24 protein-coding genes are annotated in these 23590 nt (G+C 60.4%); 15 read left to right on the top strand and 9 right to left on the bottom strand.

Annotated elements, in window-relative coordinates; translation table 11 throughout:
* Positions 1 to 9: 9 nt before the first annotated feature.
* From RAS12_RS11555 to RAS12_RS11530, 6 genes are all read right to left on the bottom strand, one after another.
* Entirely contained in the window at positions 10 to 1659 is a 1650-nt protein-coding gene (locus RAS12_RS11555; RefSeq protein WP_306948510.1) for an ABC transporter ATP-binding protein, read from the bottom strand.
* 9 nt (positions 1660 to 1668) lie between these two features.
* Positions 1669 to 2508 carry an ABC transporter permease gene (locus tag RAS12_RS11550; protein ID WP_306948508.1) on the bottom strand — a complete coding sequence of 280 codons (840 nt, stop codon included), beginning with the start codon at positions 2506 to 2508 and terminating at the stop codon, positions 1669 to 1671.
* Positions 2505 to 3512: an ABC transporter permease gene (locus RAS12_RS11545; protein WP_306948507.1), complete on the bottom strand. Its 1008-nt coding sequence runs from the start codon at positions 3510 to 3512 to the stop codon at positions 2505 to 2507. The genes RAS12_RS11550 and RAS12_RS11545 overlap by 4 nt, the downstream gene beginning before the upstream one ends.
* A gap of 99 nt (positions 3513 to 3611) precedes the next feature.
* Entirely contained in the window at positions 3612 to 5186 is a 1575-nt protein-coding gene (locus RAS12_RS11540; protein WP_306948505.1) for an ABC transporter substrate-binding protein, read from the bottom strand.
* A gap of 243 nt (positions 5187 to 5429) precedes the next feature.
* Positions 5430 to 6185 (bottom strand): FadR/GntR family transcriptional regulator, encoded by a 756-nt coding sequence (locus RAS12_RS11535; RefSeq protein WP_306948503.1) that lies wholly within the window; start codon positions 6183 to 6185, stop codon positions 5430 to 5432.
* 166 nt (positions 6186 to 6351) lie between these two features.
* Complete coding sequence (locus RAS12_RS11530; RefSeq protein ID WP_306951422.1) at positions 6352 to 6618, bottom strand: hypothetical protein; 267 nt, start codon at positions 6616 to 6618, stop codon at positions 6352 to 6354.
* Between the two features lie 126 nt (positions 6619 to 6744).
* Here RAS12_RS11530 and hemN point away from each other — a divergent pair, with 126 nt between their 5' ends.
* Positions 6745 to 8175: an oxygen-independent coproporphyrinogen III oxidase gene (hemN, locus tag RAS12_RS11525; protein WP_306948501.1), complete on the top strand. Its 1431-nt coding sequence runs from the start codon at positions 6745 to 6747 to the stop codon at positions 8173 to 8175.
* A gap of 44 nt (positions 8176 to 8219) precedes the next feature.
* Here the strand turns inward: hemN and RAS12_RS11520 are convergent, their stop codons facing one another.
* Positions 8220 to 8957 (bottom strand): response regulator, encoded by a 738-nt coding sequence (locus RAS12_RS11520; RefSeq protein ID WP_306948499.1) that lies wholly within the window; start codon positions 8955 to 8957, stop codon positions 8220 to 8222.
* 189 nt (positions 8958 to 9146) lie between these two features.
* Between RAS12_RS11520 and rfbD the strand changes: the two genes are divergently transcribed.
* The 7 genes from rfbD (at position 9147) to ptsP (ending at position 16709) form a co-directional block, all read left to right on the top strand.
* Positions 9147 to 10061, top strand: coding sequence for a dTDP-4-dehydrorhamnose reductase (rfbD, locus tag RAS12_RS11515; protein WP_306948497.1), 915 nt, complete (start codon positions 9147 to 9149; stop codon positions 10059 to 10061).
* 370 nt (positions 10062 to 10431) lie between these two features.
* Entirely contained in the window at positions 10432 to 12384 is a 1953-nt protein-coding gene (gene thrS / locus RAS12_RS11510) for a threonine--tRNA ligase (RefSeq protein ID WP_306948495.1), read from the top strand.
* Between the two features lie 20 nt (positions 12385 to 12404).
* Positions 12405 to 12956 (top strand): translation initiation factor IF-3, encoded by a 552-nt coding sequence (gene infC, locus RAS12_RS11505; RefSeq protein WP_175176975.1) that lies wholly within the window; start codon positions 12405 to 12407, stop codon positions 12954 to 12956.
* Positions 12957 to 13119: 163 nt separating this feature from the next.
* A complete protein-coding gene (gshB, locus tag RAS12_RS11500; protein WP_306948493.1) occupies positions 13120 to 14091 on the top strand; it encodes a glutathione synthase in 972 nt (323 codons plus the stop codon).
* 18 nt (positions 14092 to 14109) lie between these two features.
* Positions 14110 to 14511, top strand: a complete 402-nt coding sequence (locus tag RAS12_RS11495) for a PTS sugar transporter subunit IIA (protein ID WP_306948491.1) — start codon at positions 14110 to 14112, stop codon at positions 14509 to 14511.
* A gap of 115 nt (positions 14512 to 14626) precedes the next feature.
* Positions 14627 to 14896, top strand: a complete 270-nt coding sequence (locus RAS12_RS11490) for an HPr family phosphocarrier protein (RefSeq protein WP_006387993.1) — start codon at positions 14627 to 14629, stop codon at positions 14894 to 14896.
* A gap of 58 nt (positions 14897 to 14954) precedes the next feature.
* A complete protein-coding gene (gene ptsP / locus RAS12_RS11485) occupies positions 14955 to 16709 on the top strand; it encodes a phosphoenolpyruvate--protein phosphotransferase (protein ID WP_306951419.1) in 1755 nt (584 codons plus the stop codon).
* Positions 16710 to 16833: 124 nt separating this feature from the next.
* On the opposite strand, the gene amt is transcribed toward ptsP, so the two are convergent.
* Together amt and RAS12_RS11475 are read right to left on the bottom strand one after the other, a co-directional pair.
* The gene (gene amt / locus RAS12_RS11480) at positions 16834 to 18072 is read right to left on the bottom strand and encodes an ammonium transporter (protein WP_306948444.1); all 1239 of its coding nucleotides are present in this window, start codon (positions 18070 to 18072) and stop codon (positions 16834 to 16836) included.
* A 28-nt stretch (positions 18073 to 18100) separates the two neighbouring features.
* Positions 18101 to 18439 carry a P-II family nitrogen regulator gene (locus tag RAS12_RS11475; RefSeq protein WP_171664622.1) on the bottom strand — a complete coding sequence of 113 codons (339 nt, stop codon included), beginning with the start codon at positions 18437 to 18439 and terminating at the stop codon, positions 18101 to 18103.
* A 50-nt stretch (positions 18440 to 18489) separates the two neighbouring features.
* On the opposite strand from RAS12_RS11475, the gene RAS12_RS11470 reads away from it, so the two are divergent.
* The 7 genes from RAS12_RS11470 (at position 18490) to pheS (ending at position 23581) form a co-directional block, all read left to right on the top strand.
* The gene (locus tag RAS12_RS11470; RefSeq protein ID WP_306948441.1) at positions 18490 to 18798 is read left to right on the top strand and encodes a hypothetical protein; all 309 of its coding nucleotides are present in this window, start codon (positions 18490 to 18492) and stop codon (positions 18796 to 18798) included.
* A gap of 183 nt (positions 18799 to 18981) precedes the next feature.
* Positions 18982 to 19416, top strand: coding sequence for a DUF5339 family protein (locus RAS12_RS11465; protein ID WP_306948440.1), 435 nt, complete (start codon positions 18982 to 18984; stop codon positions 19414 to 19416).
* A 167-nt stretch (positions 19417 to 19583) separates the two neighbouring features.
* The gene (locus RAS12_RS11460) at positions 19584 to 19835 is read left to right on the top strand and encodes an accessory factor UbiK family protein (RefSeq protein ID WP_306948438.1); all 252 of its coding nucleotides are present in this window, start codon (positions 19584 to 19586) and stop codon (positions 19833 to 19835) included.
* Between the two features lie 215 nt (positions 19836 to 20050).
* On the top strand, positions 20051 to 21580 hold the full coding sequence (locus RAS12_RS11455) for a YifB family Mg chelatase-like AAA ATPase (RefSeq protein WP_306948436.1): 1530 nt from the start codon (positions 20051 to 20053) through the stop codon (positions 21578 to 21580).
* Between the two features lie 328 nt (positions 21581 to 21908).
* Entirely contained in the window at positions 21909 to 22106 is a 198-nt protein-coding gene (gene rpmI, locus RAS12_RS11450) for a 50S ribosomal protein L35 (protein ID WP_006218740.1), read from the top strand.
* A 15-nt stretch (positions 22107 to 22121) separates the two neighbouring features.
* The gene (gene rplT, locus RAS12_RS11445; protein WP_006218741.1) at positions 22122 to 22481 is read left to right on the top strand and encodes a 50S ribosomal protein L20; all 360 of its coding nucleotides are present in this window, start codon (positions 22122 to 22124) and stop codon (positions 22479 to 22481) included.
* 77 nt (positions 22482 to 22558) lie between these two features.
* The gene (gene pheS, locus RAS12_RS11440; protein WP_306948418.1) at positions 22559 to 23581 is read left to right on the top strand and encodes a phenylalanine--tRNA ligase subunit alpha; all 1023 of its coding nucleotides are present in this window, start codon (positions 22559 to 22561) and stop codon (positions 23579 to 23581) included.
* Positions 23582 to 23590 lie beyond the last annotated feature (9 nt).

Raw genomic sequence — 23590 nt, 5'->3', positions numbered from 1 at the left:
CAGGGGTAGTCATGTTGCGTTGACGGGATTCAAGCCTTGCACCTGGGTCGGGTCCCAGTGCTGGCCGGGAACGGCGGCGATCAGTTGCCGGGTGTACGCATGCTGCGGGTTATCGAATATCTGGCCGGGTGATCCGTACTCGACCACCTTGCCTCGGTGCATAACCAGCACCGAATTGCATATCTGTGCCGCCACCCGAAGATCGTGGGTGATGAACACCAGGGCGATCTTCAGGCGCTGTTGCAGGTCATGCAGCAGTTGCAGCACCTGGGCCTGCACGGACACGTCAAGCGCTGACACCGATTCATCGGCTACCAGCACCTTTGGTTCCAGCGCCAGCGCGCGTGCGATGCCTATGCGTTGCCGTTGACCGCCGGAAAACTGATTGGGATATCGGTCAAAGGCGGATGGGTCCAGACCTACCAGCGACAGCAGTTCGCGCACGCGGGTTTCGGCTTGCGCGCGCGGCATACCATTGGCGACCGGGCCATCGCTGATAATGCGGCCGACGGTATGGCGCGGGTTGAGCGATGCGAAGGGATCCTGAAAGATCATCTGGATGTCGTGGCGCATGGGCCTGAACCGAGACTCGGACAACGTGGCAATGTCCTGCCCGTTAAAGATCAGTTGGCCGCCGTTGATGCCGACAAGCTTCAACAGACATTTGCCGATCGTGGACTTGCCCGAGCCGGACTCGCCGACGATGCCCAAGGTTTCGCCGCGGCGCACCGAGAAACTCACGCCGTCCACGGCATGTACTTCGCGCTTGCCGCCCAGCCAGCCGTGGCCGATCACATAAGTCTTTTTCAGATCCTTCACTTCCAGCACCGGGGTATCGTCTTCGGTGACGACGCGGTCTTCGCCGCGGCGGTGCGGAACTGCTGCGATCAGCCGTTGCGTATAAGGATGACGCGGGTGGTTCAGGACCTGCTCGGCGGGTCCCTGTTCGACCAGAATGCCTTTTTCCATGACGGCAACCCGGTGCGCAATTTCGGCCACCACGCCGAAATCGTGCGTCACGAACATCACGCCCATTCCTTTCTCTTTCTGAATACGGGCGATCAGCGCCAGAATCTGCGCTTGTGTCGTGACATCAAGCGCGGTGGTGGGTTCGTCGGCAATCAGCAGCGCCGGTTCCAGCGCCAGCGCCATGGCGATCATGACGCGCTGGCGCTGTCCGCCAGACAGCCGGAACGGGTACACGTGGTAGAGCGTCGCCGGATCTGGCAGGCCGACGAAAGCCAGCAACTCCAGCGTGCGAGCCAACCGCGCGGCGCCCGGGTAGGCATTGTGTACGCGCATGACTTCGCTGATCTGCTCGCCCACGGTCATCAAGGGGTTCAGGGCCGACAGCGGCTCCTGGAAGATCATGGCCATGTCCTTGCCGCGCATGGCCTGCAAGGTGGCTTCGTCCTGTTGCAGCAAGTCCTTGCCGCGGAACAGGATGCGGCCCTGCTGCGGCGTCAGGTAGTCCGGAAGCAGGCCCATGATGGCGTTGGCGCTCATGGATTTTCCCGAACCGGACTCCCCGACAATGCACAGGATCTCTCCGGCGCGTATGTCATACGACACGTCTTGAACCGCGTAGGCGCGGTCGCCGCCTTTAGGCAGCGCGATGCTTAGATTTTGTATAGACAGCAGAGGCGTGGTTTCAGTCATGTCGGCCTCCTATTCGCCGCGCTTGCGCAGTTGCGGGTTCAGGGCGTCGTTCAGCCCTTCGCCGATCAGGTTGATGGCCAGCACGGTCAGCAGAATGGCCACGCCTGGCCAGACGCTCATCCACCAGGCTTCGCGAATCATGGTGCGCGCGGCTCCAATCATGAAACCCCAGCTCATCAAGTTGCGGTCACCCAGGCCTAGAAAGGACAGCGACGACTCCGTCAAAATGGCGGTCGCCACCATGAAGGATGCCGACACGATGATGGGCGACATGGCATTGGGCAGTATCTGCGTGCTGACAATGCGCGCAGGCGTCTGACCGATAACAATTGCGGCCTGCACGAATTCACGTTGCTTGAGCGTCATGAATTCCGAACGCACCAAGCGGGCAGCCGGCGGCCACGACACGATGGCGATGGCCCCCATGATGGAATACACCGACGGGCTAAGAATGGCGACCAGCACGACCGCCATGGCCAATTGTGGAATGGTCTGGAAGAACTCGGTGAAGCGCATCAGCGCGTCATCGATGCGTCCGCCGCAATAACCGGCCACGGCGCCCACCAAAATACCGAACAGCAGTGCTACCGCAGTCGATAGCAATCCCACCATCAATGACACCCGCGCGCCCCAGACCAGACCCGCCGTGATGTCGCGGCCCAGCATGTCGGTGCCGAACGGATATTCCGCATTGGTGAACGGCGGAATCAGCGGGTCCGCCACCATCATCCATGGCGATTCTTCGTAAAGCAGGGGGGCGGCCAGAGCCACGATGACCACGATCAGCATGATGATCAGGCCGGCCACCGCGCCGTAGTTGCGCATATAGCGTTGGGCAAATGACTTCATGCGGCGGCTCCTTGCTGCGCGCCCGCGCCGATGCGGGGATCGATCAAGCGGTACAAAACGTCGGTCAGCAGGTTGAACACCACGACCATGATGGAGGTGACAAGAAAGATGCCCAGCAGCAACTGATAGTCACGTTGCAGCAGGGCGTCAAACATCAGCCGGCCTATGCCGGGCCAGGCAAACACGGTTTCGGTCAGCACTGCGCCGCCCGCCATCTGGCCCAGCTGGATGCCTGCAAAGGTAATGACCGGCAGCAGCGCGTTGCGCAGCACGTGAGCGCGGATGACGCGGCTGGGGCTTACGCCCTTGGCGCGCGCCGTCTTCACAAAGTCCATGCCGATCACTTCCAGCATCGACGCTCGGGTCAGCCGTACGTACACGGCCATGAAGAAACATCCCAAAGTCACCGTGGGCAAAATCAGATGTTGGGCGATATCGGCGGCGCGGGCCCAGCCCGTCAATCCGCCACCTACGGTTTCCATGCCAAAGGCGGGCAGCCAGCCCAGTACCACCGAGAACAGCAAAATGCCCATCAAAGACAGCCAGAACAGCGGGGTGGCATACAGCAGTAGCGCGCCGGTCATGACCGAGCTGTCGATCCACCGGCGCTTGTTGCGGTAGCGCGCCTTGGCGGCCACCACGCCCAGAAAGACACCCAGCACGATGGAAAACAGAAAAGCGCACGACATCAACAGGAAGGTCGCCGGCAGGCGTTCAACAATCAGGTCCAGCACGGGCACGTGGTTGCGGTAAGAGAAGCCTAAATCCAGCTGGACGACGCCCTTTAAGTACAGCATGAGCTGCGTCAGAATCGGTTTGTCCAGGCCAAAGGCCACGCGCAACTGATCGACATAAGCGGCGTCGCCTGCGCCGGCCTGACCCGCCAGCACCGCAGCCGGGTCGCCCGGCGCCAGGCGGATCAGGAAGAAATTGATGATCACCACACCCAGCACGACCACCAGGGCCTTACCGATGCGGGAAAGTAGGAAAGACAGAAATTTCATGCTCTGGGTCCTCTAAGGACGGGCGCGGGTTGCGTTGCGCGAGTCCGTCGCGCGGCCGGGAACCGCCGCCGCGTGTGCCGCGGCGGCGTCATGCGGCGCTTACTTCTCGATGTAGACGTCGTCAAACGATTCGTTCAAACCGATGGCGGTCTTGACCAGGTTTTTCACGTTGCCGCGATAGAGCGTGGGGAATTCCATGTCCACCAGGAAACCGTTGGCCACCTCGTTGACCAGCGTGGTCTGAAGTTTGGTGTAGAGCTCTTGGCGCTTGGCCGGATCGATTTCAGAGGCTGCGGCTTCCCATTGCTTGTCGGTCTCGGGGTTGCTGTAACCCTGCACGTTTGCAAATGGGGAACCCTTGACGATGTTTGACGAGATATACAGCCGCTGCACGCCCAGTGCGGGATCGCCGTACTGGTAGGTGAAGGTCGTCGTCATATCAAAGTCCCAATTGCCCGTGCGGCTGGCCCAGCCGCCCGCGTCGGTCGATTCCAGGTTGACCTTGAAGCCCAGTTGCTCCAGTGCCTGCTTGGTGTATTCACCCAGGCGGTCCCAGGTGGAACCGTACGGAAAGCTCAACTGACGGATCGTGTAGTCCTCGGGCTTGATGCCGGATTCTTTGATCAGCGCGCGAGCCTTCTTCATGTCGAAAGCCATGGGCGGCATGTTCTTGTCGTAGAACATTTCGGTGGTGACGAACGGGCTGGTCGACACCTTGCCCAGACCAAAGAAAATATTGTTGACCACCATGTTGCGGTTCATCGCCGCCATGACGGCCTGGCGCACCTTCACGTTGTCGAAGGGCGGCTTGCGCATGTTGAAGATCAGGTAGGCCTGTGGCGAGAACATTTCCCAGCCTGCCGTTGTGTATTCCACTTTCGGCAGGGCGCGCAGTCGCTTGATGTCGACGTTGTCCACGTCGCCGCCGCGCAGCACGTCCACGTTGCCGCGCTCAAACGCCACTGCCCGCGAAGCCGAATCGGGAATGATGTTGAACACCAGCTCGTCCAGGTACGGCTTGCCCGGCTTCCAGTAGTCGGGATTGCGCGTCAGCTTGATGTATTCACCGCGCTTCCATTCCTTGAACATGAAGGGGCCGGTGCCGACCGGCTTCTGGTTGGCCGGATTGGTCATGTAGTCCGTGCCCGCGTACAAGTGCTTGGGCATCATCGGCGCAAAACCGGGTTCGAACATCAGCATGAATGCGGGGAACGGCGTCTTCAGTTTGATGACCACTGTTTTAGCGTCGGGCGCCTGCACCGAGTCAACAAACTTGTTCAGAATGACGCGCGCACGAGCATGTGTCTTGGGCAACATGTCCGCCAGCGAGAACACAACATCTTCGGAAGTGAACGGCTTGCCGTCGTGCCACTTCACGTTGTCTTGCAGGTGAAAGGTGTAGGTCAGGCCATCAGCCGCGGCTTCCCAGGATTTGGCCAGGCCGGGCAAGGGCTTCAAGTCGGTAGAGTAGGTCAGCAGGCTCTCGTAGATTTTGCCTGCGACGAATTGCGTGGGGCCTTGCTGGTTGATGGCCGTGACGATCACGGGCGGTTCTGGCTGGACAATCATGTTCAGCGTGCCGCCCTTGGTCTGGGCCAGGGCTTGCGTGGCGGGCAGCGCGGCCGCAAGGACCAATGCGCCGATGCTTAGGGAGAACCATTTCTTCGATTTCACTGCGAGCCTCCGGGCTGGAATAGGACTGACAGGTGACCACCGTTGCGCGGCGGATGCCGTGCTTGGGCAAGCAAACCACGTGCCACCTGCGTTTCTCAGGGGTACTGCGGGTGATGCCGCTACAACCATGCTTCGATCAGGTGCTGGGTAAGGCGCCGTGCACCATTGCGGCGAAATCAGTGGTGCAAGGATTGGGGATTGGGCCGGGCAACGGGGGCGGACTCATTGGCGTTTCGATACGCGTCATGCGGGCCAACTTTCGATCTGGCGGGTTGCGCCGTCGTCGGCGTAGTCCTCGCGCAGGCGCGCCAGAATGCCCAGCAGGTGTGTATGCATCGCATAGCGCGCGCGAATCGGATCCCGAGCCAGAATCGCCGTCAGGATTCGCTGGTGTTCCGCGTGGGCTGCGGCCCACACCTGGGTATTGACGAAGTGGTCCTGCATGCGGCTGTACACCGAACTGCTCTGTGTGAGATCCCACAGATGCGCCACGGAGGCGGCCAGCGCCGCATTGCCGCAAGCGGTGGCGATGGCGTTATGGAATTCACGATCGTGTTGGCCGGGAGCATGGGTCAAAGACATGGCCGCGTGGGCGTCGCGTATCGCGGCAAGCTGCGCGGGGGTGCCTGACTGTGCGGCCAGCGCGGCGCACTCGGGTTCGATCAGCAGGCGGGCTTCGAGCAGGTCGAATGGGCCGATGTCTTCGCGTTCTCGCATGGCCCGGGCTGCCGGACCTGGAGTTGAGGGAAACGCGGCGCCGTCGGGCGACGTGGTGACGAACACACCCGTGCCAACGCGAACTTCCACATAACCTTCGATTTCAAGTGCAATCAAGGCTTCGCGAATCGAGGCGCGGCTGACCTGCAGTTGTTCCGCCAGCTCTCTTTCTGACGGAAGGCGTCCGCCTCGAGGGAAGTCGCCCGCCCGGATTCGGCCGGCGATCTGGTCGGCGATCATGCGGTACAGGCGAGTAACAGCAACGGCTTGAAAGGTGCTCATTACGGTCGGGTGGACGGTTTATGGCCTGGTGGTCAGGCCACCAATATAGGCATGCTTCCTTTGAAATAGAAGGGAAAATTGTTATTTTCAGGGAAAACGATCAGAGGGATTCCACCTCTTCCTATCTGGTGGTCAGGCCAGTTAGGAGAGGGTGCCGGGCAGGTGTTTACTTGGGGTCTTCGTCCGGTTCTGGCGTTTGAGTAAACGCACGCACCAAGCGCGAGATCCCGTCCAGTTCATCATGCGCGCCCATGACCCATTCAGGCTTTTCGAACGGGCTGTCGGATGGGGCGTTGTCCATGCTGGCTTTCAGGTCATTCAGCAGCTCTAGCGCCATATCGGTCGCTTGGGGGCTGCTGCGGGTGGATAGTGCGATGGCAATCGCCAGCGCCTGGCGCATGGCCAGCAAGCGGCCTTCCAGTTCAGTGCCCATGGGGGTGTCCTTGTTGTGCATCACGAATACGGGCATTTTAAGGGCCGCAACGCTGGCGCAAATTCACGGGGCCTGGTTTGCGCAAGATCAAGGTGGCTTGGCCGTCTCAGGCGAATAATTCAAGGTATGCAAGCCGTCCTACGCCCACACTCTTCCGAACCGTCCGCGCCTGTCGCCGCCGAGCCCTTTTTCCCCCCTCAGTTGCTGGCCAGACTGGACAAAAATGGGCCGCGATACACGTCATATCCCACCGCCGACCGCTACCACGGAAAATTTGGGGAACAGGACTATCGCCTGGCGCTACAGCAGCGGCGCGCAACGAGTCCGGCAGAGCCGCTGTCGCTGTACGTGCACATCCCCTTCTGTGATTCCGTCTGCTATTACTGCGCCTGTAATAAGGTGGTGACCCGCCACCATGATCGGGCGCAGCGATATCTCGACGCGCTGGCGCGCGAAGTGGCGCTGCATGTCCGGGAGCTGGGCGCAGGCGTTCCGGTGTCGCAATTGCACTTTGGTGGCGGCACGCCCACTTTTTTGTCGGACGACGAACTGACGGGCCTGATGGAAGACCTGCGGCGCGCTTTCCGGTTTGAGCCGGACGCGGAAATCTCCATCGAGGTAGACCCGCGCACGGCAACCCCCGAACGTCTGGCGCATTTGTACCGGCTGGGATTCAACCGTCTGAGCTTCGGCGTTCAGGATTTTGATGAGCGCGTGCAAAAAGCGGTGCATCGTGTGCAATCCTTCGAATCTGTACGGGCGTTGATGCAAAGCGCCAGGGCGTTGGGTTATGCCTCGGTCAATGTCGATCTGATCTACGGTTTGCCGTTGCAAACAACAGAATCTTTCACCCGTACGATTTCGCAGGTTGTGGCGCTGCGGCCCGACCGCATTGCGCTGTACGCCTATGCGCATCTGCCCGAACGCTTCAAGCCGCAACGGCGCATCCACGAGGCTGATTTGCCCGACCGCGCGACGCGCGTCGGTCTGCTCAGTGCTGCGATCAACGGGTTTTTGCAGCAGGGCTACACCTACATCGGGATGGACCATTTTGCGCTGAACACGGATGCACTGGCCATCGCCAAGCAGCGCGGTGAATTGCATCGGAATTTTCAGGGTTACAGCACGCAGCCTGACCGGGATTTGGTAGCGCTGGGAGTGTCCGCCATCGGCCGTATCGGCAATACCTACAGCCAGAACGCCAAAGTGCTTGATGAGTACTACGCAGCCATCGAATCCGAAAAGTTTGCCGTCGAGCGCGGGCTGGCGCTTAACGCCGACGATCTGGTACGGCGCGAGGTCATTATGGACATCATGTGTCAGGGCCGGGTGGACTTTGCAAGAATCGAGGCGCGGCATGGCTTGCGATTCGGCGACTACTTCGGTCCCGAATTGAGCCAAATGGCCAACCTGGCCGAATTGGGGCTGGTGAACTTGCGTTCGGGCGAGGTGCAGGTGACCGGCTTGGGCTGGTATTTCGTGCGTGCCGTCGCAATGGCGTTCGATGGTTATCTGCGCACCGTCAGTACCGGCGCAAGCTATTCCCGCATCATCTGACGGCGGCTCGCCGGCAGCGCCGGGCTGCTGCTGAGGCGGCTGGCTCATTCGGCGAACTTCTCGTGCAGATACAGCGCCAAGGACAGGTCATCAGCCAGTTGTAGCTTGCGCATGGCGCGGCGCTTGTGCGTGCTGATCGTCTTTTTGCTGCGCATGAGCCGCGTGGCGATCTGGGTCACAGATAACCCCTGTCTGATGTGACGCAGAATCTCGACCTCGGATGTCGTCAGTAAGGCATGCGGGTGGGTCGGCTGCAGGGCGCTAATTTTGCCGTCCTGTACCGACAAAAAGGGGTCTTTGCCGCTTACCACGCCGCGAATCATGTCCGGCAACAGCACCAGCCCCCACTGCTTGGCCAGATACCCGTTCGCCCCAGCCCGGAATGCAGCGAACTGCGTCTCTTGGCGGTTACCTGCCGAAAACGTGATGATCGCCAGATCCGGGTGATAGCGGCGCAGGCGCCTCAGGTAATTGACGCCATCCCAGGGTTCTAGCGGCAGGTAAAAATCAATCAAGGCCACATCGCACGGCGAATGGCTGAGTTTTTCCAACATTCCTCGGGACGACGTCTCGCGATGGATGACGCGAAACCCCGGCCGGCTTTCCAGATAGGCCGCGACGCCGAGCGCCACGACAGGATGGTCATCCAGAATTGCCACTCTTATGACCTGGGGCGGACGCGACAGCAATAAGTGACGGCGAGCGCCGGGGCGGTCACCGTCGCTACTGCGGGCGGAGTCCGCCAAAGACGCCTTGGTGAATGGCGTTGAAACAGGTTTCATCTATGCTCCACAAGCCAGTTTGGGTCGAAGCCTGGGGGAGCATTCACCCATCAAGGGCGACATCCAGGGCAGGCGCCACGATTAGTCCGAAATTTGCGAGGGCAGATTACGTTTTCGTACGGCTGTCGGCACATAAACTGGGCCAAAATCAGACCATTGCACCCCGGCCCTGGCAATAAGCAGGAAAGTATGCGGAAGAAGATTCTGGTGTTAGGCAAGGATGGCCAATTGGGTTTTGAGCTACGGCGCAGCCTTGCCCCCCTGGGCAATGTCGTCGCGGTGGGCAGAAGCGAATGCGATTTGATCTACCCCTTGCAACTTGCGCGGCTGGTCAGGCGGGAAAAGCCGGACGTGATCATCAATGCCGCCGCGTTCACAGCGGTTGAACGTGCCGAAGAAGATGCGGTGCGCGCGATGCGGATCAATGGCGAAGCCGCTGGAGAACTCGCCGGTTTGGCTGCCCGCCGCGGTGCATTGATCGTCCATTACTCGACCGACTACGTGTTTGACGGCGCAAAGCCAGGCCCCTACACAGAAGATGACGCGCCCGCACCCCTTAATGCTTACGGCCGTAGCAAGCTGGCCGGTGAGCGCGCCGTGCAAGCCATGAACGCCGCACATCTGGTGTTTCGCACGTCCTGGGTCTATGGGGTGTTTGGCAACAGCTTCTTGAAAAGCATGCTGATGGCCCTGCGCCAGCCTGAAGCACTGCGAGTCGTCAGTGACCAGCGCGGCGCGCCGACTGGCGCCGCATTCATTGCCGACGTGACGGCTCTGGCCGTCGCCCGTTACTTGAATTGGGGCGAGGGCGGGGGCTTTCCGTTTGGGCTGTACCACCTGGCGGCGGCGGGCGATACCACCTGGCATGAATACGCTTGCTTCATTGCCGAGCAGGCGCGGCGCGCGGGTTTGGCAGTCACATTGACTGCCGCCGACATCCAGCCCGTGCGGTCAGATCAATATCCGGGCATTTCGCGGCGCCCATTGAATTCCTGTCTGGATACCAGCCGCCTGGAACACCATTTCGGCATTGTTGCGCCACCGTGGCAGACTGGCGTGACGCATGCGCTGGCTGCTCTGGCAGATAGCCGCAATCTTGCCTAGTCGAGGCAAGCCACGGCGTGTGTTCTTTACGCGACGAAAAAACGGCAAAGGGTGCTACAATCGGAAACGATAGATGCGACTGATACAACGCCTGCGGCGGCATCCGCGCAGATGGGTCCAGTCGCTCAACATTGATTCGCGCCGCCTCGGGCGCGTACCAACAGGCTTAAAATTCATGTTTTCCCCGCTGGCACGAACTACGACCCGGAACTTTCGCCCTATGCCGCGTTAGTTTTTCGTGCGTCGGGTTTCACCGTGTCAGGTCAGCGGTAAGACTCAGCAAGACAACCAAAAGAACGCGGCTCTCAGGCCGCGTTTTTCGTTTCTGTTTTTCGTTTTTTAGTTCCAAGAACCCCAGGAAGCACTCCCGATGGTACAGATCACTTTGCCCGATGGTTCGCAGCGCCAATATCCGGGGCCGGTAACGGTTGCCGAAGTGGCGCAATCGATCGGTACTGGCCTGGCCAAGGCCGCCTTGGGCGGCCGCGTCACGGTTGACGGCTCGGAATCCCAGCTGGTTGACACCAGCTTCCGCATCGAGGGCGACGCCCGTCTGGCAATCGTGACCGCCAAGGACGCCGACGGCCTGGACCTTATCCGCCACTCTACGGCTCACTTGCTGGCCTACGCCGTCAAGTCGCTGTTCCCGGATGCGCAGGTCACCATTGGCCCCGTGATCGACAATGGCTTCTACTACGACTTCTCGTACAAGCGCCCGTTCACCCCTGAAGACCTGATCGCCATCGAAAAAAAGATGGCCGAACTGGCCAAGAAGGACGAAGTGGTCACGCGCGAAGAATGGTCGCGCGACGACGCCGTGGAATTCTTCAAAAGCATCGGTGAAAAGTACAAGGCCGAGATCATCGCCTCGATCCCGTCGAACGAACCCTTGAGCCTGTACCGCGAGGGCGATTTCGTCGACCTGTGCCGTGGCCCGCACGTGCCGTCCACCGGCAAGCTGAAGGTCTTCAAGCTGATGAAGGTGGCCGGCGCCTACTGGCGTGGCGACAGCAAAAACGAGATGCTCCAGCGCATCTACGGCACGGCCTGGGCGACCAAGGACGAGCAAGAGGCCTATCTGCACATGCTCGAAGAAGCCGAGCGCCGCGACCATCGCAAGATTGGCCGTGAACTCGACTTGTTCCACTTCCAGGACGAAGCGCCGGGCCTGATCTTCTGGCACCCCAAGGGCTGGGCCCTGTGGCAGCAGGTCGAGCAATACATGCGCGGCGTCTACAACAACAACGGCTATCAGGAAGTCAAAGCGCCGCAGATCTTGGATCTGTCGCTGTGGAAGAAGACGGGCCACTGGGACAACTATCGTGAAAACATGTTCACGACCGAGTCCGAGAACCGCGTTTATGGCTTGAAGCCGATGAATTGCCCGGGCCACGTGCAGATTTACAATGCCGGCCTGCATTCGTATCGCGAACTGCCCCTGCGCTACGGCGAATTTGGCCAATGCCACCGCAATGAACCTTCGGGCTCGTTGCACGGCATGATGCGTGTGCGCGGCTTTACGCAGGATGACGGCCACATTTTCTGTACCGAAGAACAGCTTCAGGACGAATGCGCTGACTTCACCGCCTTGTTGCAAAAGGTATACCGCGACTTTGGTTTCACCGAAGTGTTGTACAAGGTCGCAACCCGTCCTGAAAAGCGTATCGGCTCGGACGAAGTCTGGGATACGGCCGAAGAGGCGCTGATGGAAAGTCTGCGCCGCACGGGCTGCGAATTCGAGATCTCGCCGGGAGAGGGCGCCTTTTACGGCCCGAAGGTGGAATACACCCTGAAGGACGCTATCGGCCGCCACTGGCAATGCGGTACGATCCAGGTCGACTTCTCCATGCCCGTGCGCCTGGGCGCCGAGTACGTTGACCAGAACGACCAGCGTCGCCCGCCGGTCATGCTGCACCGTGCCATTCTCGGTTCGCTCGAGCGTTTTATCGGTATGTTGATCGAAAACCACGCTGGCGCCATGCCTCCTTGGCTGGCTCCGGTGCAAGCGGTTGTATGCTGCATTTCTGAACCTTCGGCCGATTATGCGGCTGAAATAACACAAAGCCTGAAAAAACAAGGCTTTAGAGTAGAGTCCGATTTGCGTGGTGAAAAAATCACTCGTAAAATTCGGGAGCACAGCCTGCAAAAGGTGCCGTACATTCTTGTCGTCGGCGACAAGGAGAAGCAAAACGGCACCGTAGCCGTACGCGGTCTGGGCGGACTGGACCTTGGAGCCATCGCATACGACGAGTTCGTCGCGCGACTGTCCGAGGATGTGTCCACCCGTCGCGACGTCAATCAACCTGATAGCAGTGCTGCTTAACATTTCTAGGAGCTTTCAACATCGCCACTGAAAAAGCCAATCGCATCAACGGTGAAATCCGCGTCCCCGAGGTGCGCCTGATAGGTCTGGAGGGGGAACAGCTTGGTATCGTCAAGATCGCCGATGCGTTCCGTCTTTCCGAGCAAAGCGACGTGGATCTGGTGGAAATCGCGCCGAACGCCGAGCCGCCGGTCTGCCGTTTGATGGACTACGGTAAGTTCAAGTACCAAGAGCAGAAGCGTCAAGCCGAAGCTCGTTCCAAGCAGAAGGTCATTCAGGTCAAGGAAGTCAAATTCCGTCCGGCCACTGACGAGGGCGACTACCAAGTCAAGCTGCGCAACCTGCGCCGCTTCCTCGAAGAGGGCGACAAGGCTAAGGTGACGCTGCGTTTCCGTGGCCGTGAAATGGCTCACCAGGAACTTGGTATGCGTGTGCTTGAACGTGTGCGTGACGATCTGCTGGAACTTGCCCAGGTCGAAGCCATGCCGAAGCTCGAAGGCCGTCAGATGGTCATGGTGCTTGCGCCCAAGAAGAAGGTTGTGCCGGTCGGCAAGCCTGAATCGGCGGCTTAAGCCCAAGCTTCAGCCATAGCCTTCCCGTGAAGGCCTGGCCGTTCCACTTCCGACCCGCCGTCCATACTGTGACCGGCGGGTTCGCTTATTGGGCGGCTCTGCGCTACGATGGTTAAAAGCCGCCTTCCCAGCAGGGAAGGCGGCGTACGTTCAGGGTGTCGCGATGCATGTATTGTTCGTTTTGGATCCCTTGCCGCTGCTCAAAGCGTACAAGGACAGTTCTGTTGCCATGATGCGAGCCCTGGTGGCGCGCGGTCACACGCTTAGTGTGGCCATGCAAGGCGACCTTTATATCGAAATGGGTACGGTCAAGGCCGTGACCACGCCGATCACGCTGGACGCCACTGCCGACCTGCACGGGCATGAATGGTGGAGCGAATCCGCCGCTCAAGATCTGCCGTTGGCGGATTTTGGTGCCGTCATCATGCGCAAAGACCCGCCTTTCGACATGGAATACGTGTATTCCACGCATTTGCTTGAATACGCTGAAGCCCAAGGCGCCCGCGTGTTCAACAGTGGCGCGGCGATCCGCAACCATCCTGAAAAGCTGGCCATCACCGAAATCAGCGAGTTCACTGCGCCGACGCTGGTGACCCGCAATATGGCCCGCCTGAAAGCATTCCATGACACCCATCACGATGTCATCGTGAAGCCGCTGGACGGCATGGGCGGCACGGGCGTGTTCAGGCTGCAGCCCAAAGATCCGAATCTGAATGCCATTCTTGAAACGCTGACGGACAATGGCGCGCGCACCATCATGGCGCAGCGTTACATTCCCGACATCGTCAAGGGCGACAAGCGCATCCTGCTGATTGGCGGTGAGCCCGTGCCGTACTCGCTGGCTCGTATTCCGCTGGCCGGTGAAACGCGCGGCAATCTGGCCGCCGGCGGCCGTGGCGTCGCGCAAGAATTGTCTGCGCGCGACCGCGAAATCGCCGAAGCCGTAGCGCCCAAGCTGGCCGCTCGCGGGCTGCTGCTGGTCGGTCTGGACGTCATTGGCGATTTCGTCACTGAAGTCAACGTCACCAGCCCCACCTGCTTTGTGGAAATTGCTGAACAGACCGGCTTTGATGTCGCAGGCATGTTCGTCCAGGCGCTTGAAAAAGCGGTGGCGAACAATGCTTCGGCAGTCTGACCTTTCGGGATTTCTGTCATGACCACGGGTATTGTTATCGTCGTGCACGCGCCCCTCGGCGCCGCGATGCGGGAGTGCGCCAGCCACGTCATGGGCAACCTTGATGGAATGCTGGCCATTCACGATATTTTGCCCGAGGACCTGCCGGACGATCTGACGCCCGCCGTCCTGAAGGACATCCTGGGTCAAGACCATGGCACTGGCGTGCTGGTGCTGACGGACCTGATCGGGGCCACGCCCGCAAATATCTCCAAGCGGGCCGTGGCAGACGCTCAGGCGCAGGGTATTCAGTGCTGTGTGCTGGCGGGGTTGAACACGCCGATGTTGCTGCGCGCGCTGACCTATCGCAACCTGCCTTTGGCTGAAACTCGCGAGAAGGCCTTGGCCGGAGGGGTGCAGGGCGTCTTGCGTGTAGACTGACGGACGGGAATTTGCCCTATTATGTCGGCAGATAATTCAAGCCAAAGCGTATTTTTCGGTTTGATGTTTGCTGCGATCAACACTGCGGCGCAGGTCCGCAGTCATAATATTTCCTATGCCTAATACAGACATCGTCATCAGCAATAAACTAGGTTTGCATGCGCGGGCAGCCGCCAAGCTGACCCAGCTTGCCAGCAAATTCTCGAGCGAGATTTTCATCTCGCGCGGCGCGCAACGCGTGAACGCCAAGAGCATCATGGGTGTCATGATGTTGGCGGCCGGGTTGGGCGTGACGGTCAAATTGGAAGCTTCCGGCAGCGATGCCGAGCAAGCCCTTTCCGAAATCGAAACTCTGTTCGACAGCAAATTCGGTGAGCAGGAATAGAACATCTTCTGAATCGGCCGGCCAGGGCGTCGCTCAGGCCGGACCGTCTGCGCCCCTGATCAATGCTCACAACGGGGCTGGCAATGCCAGCCCCGTTGTTTGTCTTTATGGCAAAGGCGTTGCGAAGGGTTATGCCATTGGGCGCGCGGTAGTCATGGGCGCTGCGGCGCTGGAAGTGGCGCATTACCGGATAGTGCCGGAAGATGTGCCCGCGGAAAGCAGCCGCCTGACCGAGGCGCTGGCCTCCGCACAACGCGAGCTCCTCCAGTTGGCCGATACCTTGCCGGCCGATGCGCCGCGCGAGCTTGGCGCCATGCTGAATGTGCACAGCCTGCTGCTGGGCGACCCGCTACTGACCGAGCAGACGCTGGCCTTGATTGCCGAGCGGCATTACAACGCCGAATGGGCGCTGACGACGCAAGGCCAGATCTTGGGGCAGCAGTTCGACGCCATGGAAGACGAGTACCTGCGTGAGCGCGGGGCTGATGTCCGCCAAGTCATCGAACGGGTGCTGCATGTGCTGTCTGGCACCTCTGCGATCTTGCCCGATATGTCCCACATGGGCGGCGACGATGCGCTGGTGGTCGTGGCGCACGATATTTCGCCCGCGGACATGCTGCGTTTGCGGGGCGGCCGCTTTGCGGCATTTGTGACGGATCTGGGCGGACCCACATCGCATACCGCCATCGTGGCGCGCAGCATGGGCGTGCCTGCCGTGGTCGCCATGGGTAACGTGCGCGAGCTGGTCCGGGATGGTGACATGCTCATCATCGACGGCGCCGCTGGCGCCGTGGTGGTGAACCCGTCTGATCGCATCCTTCTTGAATACCGGCGCCGTCAGGCGGCCTACGCGGACGAGCGCGCCGAACTGGGCCTGCTGCGCGACGAGCCTTCCGTCACGCTGGACGGTATCGACATCGTTCTGCACGCCAATATCGAACTGCCAGACGAGGCGGCGCTGGCGCTGGCCTCGGGCGCTCAAGGCATAGGCCTGTTCCGCAGTGAATTCCTGTTCATGGGCCGCCCGGATCTGCCCGGCGAAGAAGAGCAGTACGAAGCCTATTCGTCTGTGGTGAAGGTAATGGCGGGCCGGCCAGTCACGATCCGCACGCTGGACATCGGTTCCGACAAGACGCTGGACGGAGAGGCCACGGTGGCCACCAATCCCGCGTTGGGCCAGCGCGCCATTCGTTATTGCCTGGCGCGTCCGGAAATGTTTGCCACCCAGTTGCGCGCGATCTTGCGAGCCTCGGTCCATGGGCCCGTACGCTTGTTGATTCCGATGATTGCCCACATGCATGAGGTCGTGGCGACCAAAGCCGCGATCGAGTCTGCCAGGCGTGAGCTGGATGCGCGTGGACAGGCATACGCGCCGCATATGGAAGTGGGTGCCATGGTCGAGGTGCCTGCCATTGCGATCGCTATCGAGCCTTTTGTTCAGGCGCTGGATTTTCTGTCCATCGGCACGAATGACTTGATCCAGTACACACTGGCGATCGACCGCGGCGACCACGATGTGGCGTCTCTTTATGATCCGCTGCATCCCGCAGTGCTGCGTTTGGTGGCCAATACCATCAACGCGGGTGAGCGGGCCGGCAAACCCGTTGCCGTGTGTGGCGAAATGGCGGGTGATTCGCGCATGACGCGGCTTCTGCTGGGCCTGGGCCTGACCGAGTTCTCCATGCACCCGCAACAACTGCTGGACGTGAAGCGGGAAGTGCGCCGCGCGCATTCCAATGCGCTGCGGATCAAGGTTGCAACCGCATTGAATCGCGCCTTGCCGGTGGATCTGGACGCATTGGGTCCTGCCTGATTCAAGGTCAAGCGGTCCCGTCTGACTCAAGATCACACTGAAAAAAAGGGCGCCGGGTTGAAAAACCCGGCGCCTTTTTCTTGCCTGGCCCGCTGCACTGAGGCGGCGGGCCGGAATACTGCTTTTAGCTGTGATACGCCGATTCGCCGTGGCTCGTGACGTCCAGGCCTTCGCGCTCCTGATCTTCCGGCACACGCATGCCGCACAGGGCGTTGGCGATCTTGTAGGCAATCCATGCCACCACGCCGGACCAGACGATGGTGATCAGCACGCCTTCCAACTGCACCCACAGTTGATGGGCAATCATGCTGGGTTCGGCCAGACCAGGCCCGCCCAAGACCTGTGCGTTGAACACGCCGGTCAGCAGTGCGCCCACGATACCGCCCACGCCGTGGATGCCGAACACGTCCAGAGCATCGTCGGCGCGCAGCAGGCGCTTCAGGCCATTCACACCCCACACGCACACCACGCCAGCAATCACGCCGATGATCAGTGCGCCTACGGGGCCAACCAGACCGGCTGCGGGCGTGATGCCCACCAGGCCAGCGATAGCGCCCGACGCGGCGCCCAACATCGAGGGCTTGCCCTTGATGGCCCATTCCGTGAACAACCAGGCCAGCACGGCGCCAGCGGTGGCGATCATCGTGTTGAAGAAGGCCAGGGTGGCGTTCTCGTTGGCGGCCAGCGCCGAACCCGCGTTAAATCCGAACCAGCCCACCCACAGCAGGGCAGCGCCCACAAAGGTCATCGGCAGATTGTGCGGTTGCATCGCTTCGCGGCCATAACCCACGCGCTTGCCAACCACATAAGCGCCCACCAGGCCGGCGACACCAGCGTTGATGTGCACCACCGTGCCGCCTGCAAAGTCCAGTGCGCCCTTGGCATTGAGCAAGCCCGGCGCCGTTTCGGACGCGAACCACACCATGTGGGCGATAGGAATATAGGCGAACGTAAACCAGATCACCGTAAACACCAGCACGCCCGAGAAGCGTGCGCGTTCCGCGAAGCTGCCCACGATCAGCGCGCAGGTGATGCCGGCGAACGTGGCTTGGAACGATGCGAACAGGAGTTCGGTCAGCGTGTTCGACATGGCGAACTTGCCGTCAGCCGGTGTGAACATGCCAGAGAAGAAGGCGCGAGACAGGCCGCCGAAGAACGCATTGCCTTCGGTGAAGGCAAGCGAATAGCCGTAGATGAACCAGAGAACCAGGCCCAGCACGAACGTGCACAGCACTTGCAGCAACACAGAAAGCACGTTCTTGCTGCGTACCAGGCCGCCATAGAACATCGCCAGACCGGGTACGGCCATCATCAATACAAGTAGGGTAGAGACGAGCAACCAGGAGATATCTGCTTTATCCATTTTCAGGCTCCATTGAGTCTTTATTTATTTACAGCGCAGCTTCGCCAGCTTCACCTGTGCGGATACGGATCACTTGTTCCAGCGGGGCGGCGAAGATCTTGCCGTCGCCGATCTTTCCGGTACGGGCGGCTTGTTCGATCGCTTCGATGACTTGATCGACAAGGTGGTCGGGTACAGCGGCTTCGACTCGCAGCTTGGGCAGAAAGTCGACAGCGTATTCAGCGCCGCGATACAGCTCGGTATGGCCCTTCTGGCGACCAAAACCCTTTACTTCGGTAACGGTCAGACCCTGGACGCCGATCGCGGATAGAGCCACCCGCACTTCGTCGAGCTTGAAGGGCTTGATGATGGCGATGATGAGTTTCATGGCATTTCCTCTCATGGTTGCACACAGGCTTCGTCTATCAAGCAAGATCCATGCCATGTTTAGTGGTGCCCGCAATGGCGGGTGGTGGCGCATTTATTGTGCTTGCTTGCACCAATGTAGTGCGCAACCAGTGCTTCGTCAGCCTCAATATGGTGCGTAATGTGGTGAATGTGAGGCATGCAACCAAATATGTGCGGGGTGCCAGTATTTGTAGCCAGTTGATGCTGAGGCTGTTGCTGTTTGTATGCGGTTTTGTGTCGGCGTGGCGTGTCTGGAAGCGCGGCGATGATGTCCTGAAAGCGTTACAGGCCGGGCATCAGGTGCCGTTTCATCCGATTTTCAGGCGCCGGCCAGCTTGACGAATATGTGCGTGAATTGCACTGCTGGCGTGATACCGGGGTTTACACGCATAAGCTTGTTGCCAGCGGTTGGGTGAACAAGAATCAAGCCAGCTCATCAATGATGAGCAGATCGGGCCGCAGGGAGGTGGTTCCGGTGCTGTGGCTCTCTTACATAAAAAGCAAGAACGGAAAGAGGACTCTATGAAGATTCAACGCAAATTCTTTGGCATTCTGGCTTTGGCCGCCACGGTTGGCGTGCTGGCCGGCTGCAATAAGAGCGATGAGCAGAAAGCGGCTCCTCCGGCGGCATCAACGACGCCTGCGCCTGTTACTCCCGCTCCTGCAACACCCGCGCCCACGGCTCCTGCGCCCACGACGCCGGCTCCGTCGGCTACGGCTCCGGCAACTGGCGCCACTGGTTCCGTTCCTGCCGAGTGCGAAGCCTATCTGGCGAAGGTCAGCGCGTGCATGGACAAGCTGGGCAGCGCCAACCCCGCAGCGGCGAGCATCAAGCAGCAGCTTGACGCGGCCAAAGCCCAGTGGGGCGCAATCCCGGACAAGTCGCAATTGGCGGCGCAGTGCAAGCAATCGACGGATATGTTTGCGCAATCGGCAACCCAAATGGGCTGCCCGTAACGATGTTGGTAGGGGGCCGCTCCATGGCGGCCCGGTTTTCTCCTGTGCTTTGATGGGCGGTCACCGCATGCGGCCCGCCCTTTTTTTTGGCCGGAGTTTGCGTGGTTTGTCTGCGTCCCGCCGCCGAAGCACTACACTTGAGGCATCAAGAACATCGAGAGGCCGCTATGAACAATCGCACCCAATGGATCGAAGACATCCAGAAGAACATTTCCGACCTGATCGCCCGCAGCCCAGCCGCCGACGTTGAAAAGAACGTGCGCGCAATGATGGCTCAGGCATTCACCAAGATGGATCTGGTCACGCGCGAAGAGTTTGACGTGCAAACAGATCTGCTGGCGCGTACCCGCGCCCGCGTGGATCAATTGGCGGCTCAAGTGCAGCAGTTGGAAGAGCGTCTGTCGGCACTGGATAAGTAGATCGGCACTTGGCAGTACCAGCATCTGAACGACCGCCGTGGCGGTCGTTTTTCATTTCGGTTTTGTTGAACGCGGAGGCGGCTCTGTGGCGGCGCTTAACGTCAGCAAAATGATGGCCAGGACCGCCTAAACGCGGGCTGCTTTTGTCACGTCGCTGTCCGAACTCGCAGTTTGAATGCCGATACTGACGGTCTTGTTCCCCTTGGGAGACCGTTATGACGCTTGCCGTTCTTGCCAGCCGGGCGCTCAGTGGGCTGCATGCGCACGCCGTCCGGGTTGAAACCCATCTGGGCCCGGGGTTGCCCAGTTTTAATGTCGTCGGGTTGGCCGACACCGAAGTGCGCGAAAGCCGTGAGCGCGTGCGCGCGGCCATACTGAATAGCGGTTTTGAGTTTCCGCCCGGCCGAATCACGCTGAATCTGTCGCCCGCTGATATTCCCAAGGAATCTGGCCGGTTCGATCTGCCCATTGCGCTGGGCTTGTTACTGGCCTCTGGCCAGTTGGCCGCGCCTGTGGATGGCGGCGGCCCGGAGCTGCCCGCGCCTGATCCCTCATTAGCGGGCTTGGTGCTGGCGGGTGAGTTGTCTTTGACCGGCGCGTTGGTTCCCGTGGCAGCCCCGTTGGTGATTGCGTTAAGCGTGGCGCGTGAAGCGCCTGATGCCACGCTGATCTTGCCCGCAGGCAGTGCGGAGCAGGCGGCATGGGTGCCAGGGCTTAACGTGTTGTCGGCGCGCAGTCTGGCGGATGTGGCCGCCCACATCGCGGGCATGTGCCAGTTGCCGAATGCGGTGCCCAAGGCGTGGCCCCCGCCGCCGCCTGCGCCGTGCCTGTCCGATGTGCGCGGCCAACCGGGGGCGCGGCGAGCGCTGGAAGTGGCGGCGGCTGGTGGCCATAGCCTGCTGATGATCGGGCCTCCCGGGGCAGGCAAGAGCATGCTGGCTTCTCGTCTGCCAGGATTGTTGCCGCCTTTGCTTCGCAGCCAGGCGCTGGAAGCCGCCGCAGTGGCTGCGTTGGCAGGGTTGCCGGAAGCACTGATGGGGCATCCGCCGTTCAGGTCGCCGCATCATTCCGCGAGCGTGGCGGCGTTGGTGGGCGGCGGAAGCCGGCCGCGGCCAGGAGAAATCAGCCTGGCCCACCACGGAGTCTTGTTTCTAGATGAGCTCCCGGAATTCAGTCGTCGCACGCTGGAGGCGTTGCGCGAGCCGCTTGAGGCGGGCAGGGTGGTTGTCGCCCGCGCCCTGCATGCTGCGCAATTCCCTGCCCGCTTTCAGTTGGTCGCTGCCATGAATCCTTGTCCTTGCGGCTGGCGCGGCCACCCTGGGCGGGCCTGCATTTGCACGTCCGACCAGGTGGCGCGGTACACGGGAAAAATTTCCGGGCCCTTGCTGGATCGCATCGATCTGCACGTGGTGCTGCCGCCATCTGACCCTGAATGGATGAGTCATCCGCCTGGCGAGGCTTCGGGTCCGGTTCAAGAGCGGGTGATGCGCTGCCGTGATCGGCAGCTGGCCCGGCAGGGTAAGTCCAATGCAGGTTTAATGGGGGCGGAGCTGGATGAGCATTGCGTCATGGATGGCGATGCGCAAGCGCTGATGTTGCAGGCCATGCGCCGTCTGGCGGGGTCGGGGCGGGCTCTTCATCGGGCGTTGCGGGTGGCTCGTACCATCGCCGATCTGGACGGGGCGGACGTGCTGGGCGCCGGGCATGTCGCGCAGGCAGTGCAGTACCGGCGGCCGGGGGTATGATGGTCCGCTGAAACTCCTGGCAGGATGTGTTGAGTGCGGCCGGTTCGATTTTTTGCTGCACCCGACTCGACAAAGGCCAGGAAATCACCATATAATCAAAGGCTTTCCCGGATCTGGGCTACTTTTTTGCCAAGAACTGGGAGATGCCCGTGTCTGGCAGCGATGCTTCTACACGGTATGCAGTACCCCAGCAATACCCCAAGAAGTGGCAACAGGTTTACAAGTTTTGCCGTTGTTTCGGTGCTAGCCCTAGGGCTTTTTGCCAGCAACGTGCAAGCACCTCGCGTCATGTCAAATCAACAACGAGTTTTTAGTTTAGGGAATCATCATGCCCAAGATGAAAACCAAGAAAAGCGCCTCCAAGCGCTTTAAGGTTCGCGGCAGCGGCTCCATCAAGCGCGGTCAGGCGTTCAAGCGCCACATTTTGACCAAGAAGACCACGAAGGCCAAGCGTCAATTGCGCGGCTCGACGGCTGTTCATGAATCCAACGTGGCCTCCGTCAAGGCCATGATGCCTTTCGCTTGATAAGGGAGTCTTAATATGCCTCGCGTCAAACGCGGCGTAACTGCCCGCGCACGTCACAAAAAAGTCATTGCCGCCGCCAAGGGTTACCGTGGCCGCCGCGGTAATGTGTTCCGTATTGCCAAGCAAGCAGTCATGCGCGCTGGCCAATACGCCTACCGCGACCGTCGTAACAAGAAGCGTACGTTCCGCGCTCTGTGGATCACGCGTATCAACGCGGCCGTCCGCGAGCATGGCGTTAGCTACAGCGTGTTCATCGCTGGCCTGAAGAAGGCTTCGATCGAACTCGACCGTAAGGTTCTGGCCGATCTGGCCGTGCGCGACAAGGCCGGCTTTGCCGCCATCGTGCAGCAAGCCAAGGCTGCCTTGGCTGCCTGATCGCGCGCTTTAACACATCGCGCATCGCTGCAAACGGGGCTGTTATAGCCCCGTTTGCGTTTTGAAGGCTGGATTTCATGACTCTATCGGTTGACGACCTGGTCTCCCAGGCGCAAGAACGGTTCGCAGCGGCTACAGATGCCGCCGCGCTTGAGAACGCAAAGGCTCGATTCCTGGGTAAGGACGGCGCACTTACGGTGCTGCTGAAAGGCCTGGGCAAGCTCGATCCTGAGCAAAAGCGCGAAATGGGCGCCCGGATCAATCAGGCGAAGCAAAAAGTCGAAGAGCTCCTGAATTCGCGCCGCGCCGAACTGGCGCAGGCGGAACTGGACGCCCGGCTGGCTTCCGAAACCATTGACGTCACCTTGCCTGGCCGCGGTCGCGCGCCGGGAGGCATCCATCCGGTGATCCGGACCTGGGAACGTGTGGAAGCTATCTTCCGTTCCATTGGCTTCGATGTGGCCGACGGCCCCGAAGTGGAAAATGACTGGACCAATTTCACCGCTTTGAACAACCCGCTGGACCATCCGGCGCGTTCGATGCAGGACACGTTCTACGTCGACATGAACGACGCAGACGGCCTGCCGCTGCTGTTGCGCACGCACACCAGCCCCATGCAGGTGCGTTACGCCCGCATGCACAAGCCGCCGATCAAGGTCATCGCACCGGGCCGCACCTATCGCGTCGACAGCGACGCCACGCACTCGCCCATGTTCCACCAGGTGGAAGGGCTGTGGATCGCCGAGGACATCTCGTTTGCAGATCTGAAGGGCGTGTATACCGATTTTCTGCGTTGCTTCTTTGAAAGCGACGATCTCGTTGTGCGATTCCGTCCGTCGTTCTTCCCGTTCACGGAACCGTCCGCCGAAATCGACATGATGTTCACCTCGGGTCCCAACCGTGGCCGTTGGCTGGAAATTTCCGGCTCGGGCCAGGTGCACCCTGAAGTGGTGCGCAATTTCGGTCTTGATCCCGAGCGCTACATCGGCTTTGCCTTTGGTTCCGGACTTGAGCGCCTGACCATGTTGCGCTACGGCGTGAACGATCTGCGCCAATTCTACGAAGGCGATTTGCGCTTCCTGCGCCAGTTCAACGAATAACAGACGGCT

The organism is Achromobacter seleniivolatilans, from assembly GCF_030864005.1.
GTDB classification, from domain to species: Bacteria; Pseudomonadota; Gammaproteobacteria; order Burkholderiales; family Burkholderiaceae_B; genus Achromobacter; species Achromobacter seleniivolatilans.
Note: the sequence above shows the minus strand (reverse complement) of the source record. Positions and strands in the feature narration are given on the sequence as shown.

Bases quoted from the DNA above. Each gene is read 5' to 3' on its own strand.
- RAS12_RS11555 (WP_306948510.1), bottom strand. From the start codon at position 1,659: ATGACTGAAACCACGCCTCTGCTGTCTATACAAAATCTAAGCATCGCG.
- RAS12_RS11550 (WP_306948508.1), bottom strand. From the start codon at position 2,508: ATGAAGTCATTTGCCCAACGCTATATGCGCAACTACGGCGCGGTGGCC.
- RAS12_RS11545 (WP_306948507.1), bottom strand. From the start codon at position 3,512: ATGAAATTTCTGTCTTTCCTACTTTCCCGCATCGGTAAGGCCCTGGTG.
- RAS12_RS11535 (WP_306948503.1), bottom strand. From the start codon at position 6,185: ATGAGCACCTTTCAAGCCGTTGCTGTTACTCGCCTGTACCGCATGATC.
- RAS12_RS11530 (WP_306951422.1), bottom strand. From the start codon at position 6,618: ATGGGCACTGAACTGGAAGGCCGCTTGCTGGCCATGCGCCAGGCGCTG.
- hemN (WP_306948501.1), top strand. From the start codon at position 6,745: ATGCAAGCCGTCCTACGCCCACACTCTTCCGAACCGTCCGCGCCTGTC.
- RAS12_RS11520 (WP_306948499.1), bottom strand. From the start codon at position 8,957: ATGAAACCTGTTTCAACGCCATTCACCAAGGCGTCTTTGGCGGACTCC.
- rfbD (WP_306948497.1), top strand. From the start codon at position 9,147: ATGCGGAAGAAGATTCTGGTGTTAGGCAAGGATGGCCAATTGGGTTTT.
- thrS (WP_306948495.1), top strand. From the start codon at position 10,432: ATGGTACAGATCACTTTGCCCGATGGTTCGCAGCGCCAATATCCGGGG.
- gshB (WP_306948493.1), top strand. From the start codon at position 13,120: ATGCATGTATTGTTCGTTTTGGATCCCTTGCCGCTGCTCAAAGCGTAC.
- RAS12_RS11495 (WP_306948491.1), top strand. From the start codon at position 14,110: ATGACCACGGGTATTGTTATCGTCGTGCACGCGCCCCTCGGCGCCGCG.
- RAS12_RS11490 (WP_006387993.1), top strand. From the start codon at position 14,627: ATGCCTAATACAGACATCGTCATCAGCAATAAACTAGGTTTGCATGCG.
- amt (WP_306948444.1), bottom strand. From the start codon at position 18,072: ATGGATAAAGCAGATATCTCCTGGTTGCTCGTCTCTACCCTACTTGTA.
- RAS12_RS11475 (WP_171664622.1), bottom strand. From the start codon at position 18,439: ATGAAACTCATCATCGCCATCATCAAGCCCTTCAAGCTCGACGAAGTG.
- RAS12_RS11470 (WP_306948441.1), top strand. From the start codon at position 18,490: ATGCCATGTTTAGTGGTGCCCGCAATGGCGGGTGGTGGCGCATTTATT.
- RAS12_RS11465 (WP_306948440.1), top strand. From the start codon at position 18,982: ATGAAGATTCAACGCAAATTCTTTGGCATTCTGGCTTTGGCCGCCACG.
- RAS12_RS11460 (WP_306948438.1), top strand. From the start codon at position 19,584: ATGAACAATCGCACCCAATGGATCGAAGACATCCAGAAGAACATTTCC.
- RAS12_RS11455 (WP_306948436.1), top strand. From the start codon at position 20,051: ATGACGCTTGCCGTTCTTGCCAGCCGGGCGCTCAGTGGGCTGCATGCG.
- rpmI (WP_006218740.1), top strand. From the start codon at position 21,909: ATGCCCAAGATGAAAACCAAGAAAAGCGCCTCCAAGCGCTTTAAGGTT.
- rplT (WP_006218741.1), top strand. From the start codon at position 22,122: ATGCCTCGCGTCAAACGCGGCGTAACTGCCCGCGCACGTCACAAAAAA.
- pheS (WP_306948418.1), top strand. From the start codon at position 22,559: ATGACTCTATCGGTTGACGACCTGGTCTCCCAGGCGCAAGAACGGTTC.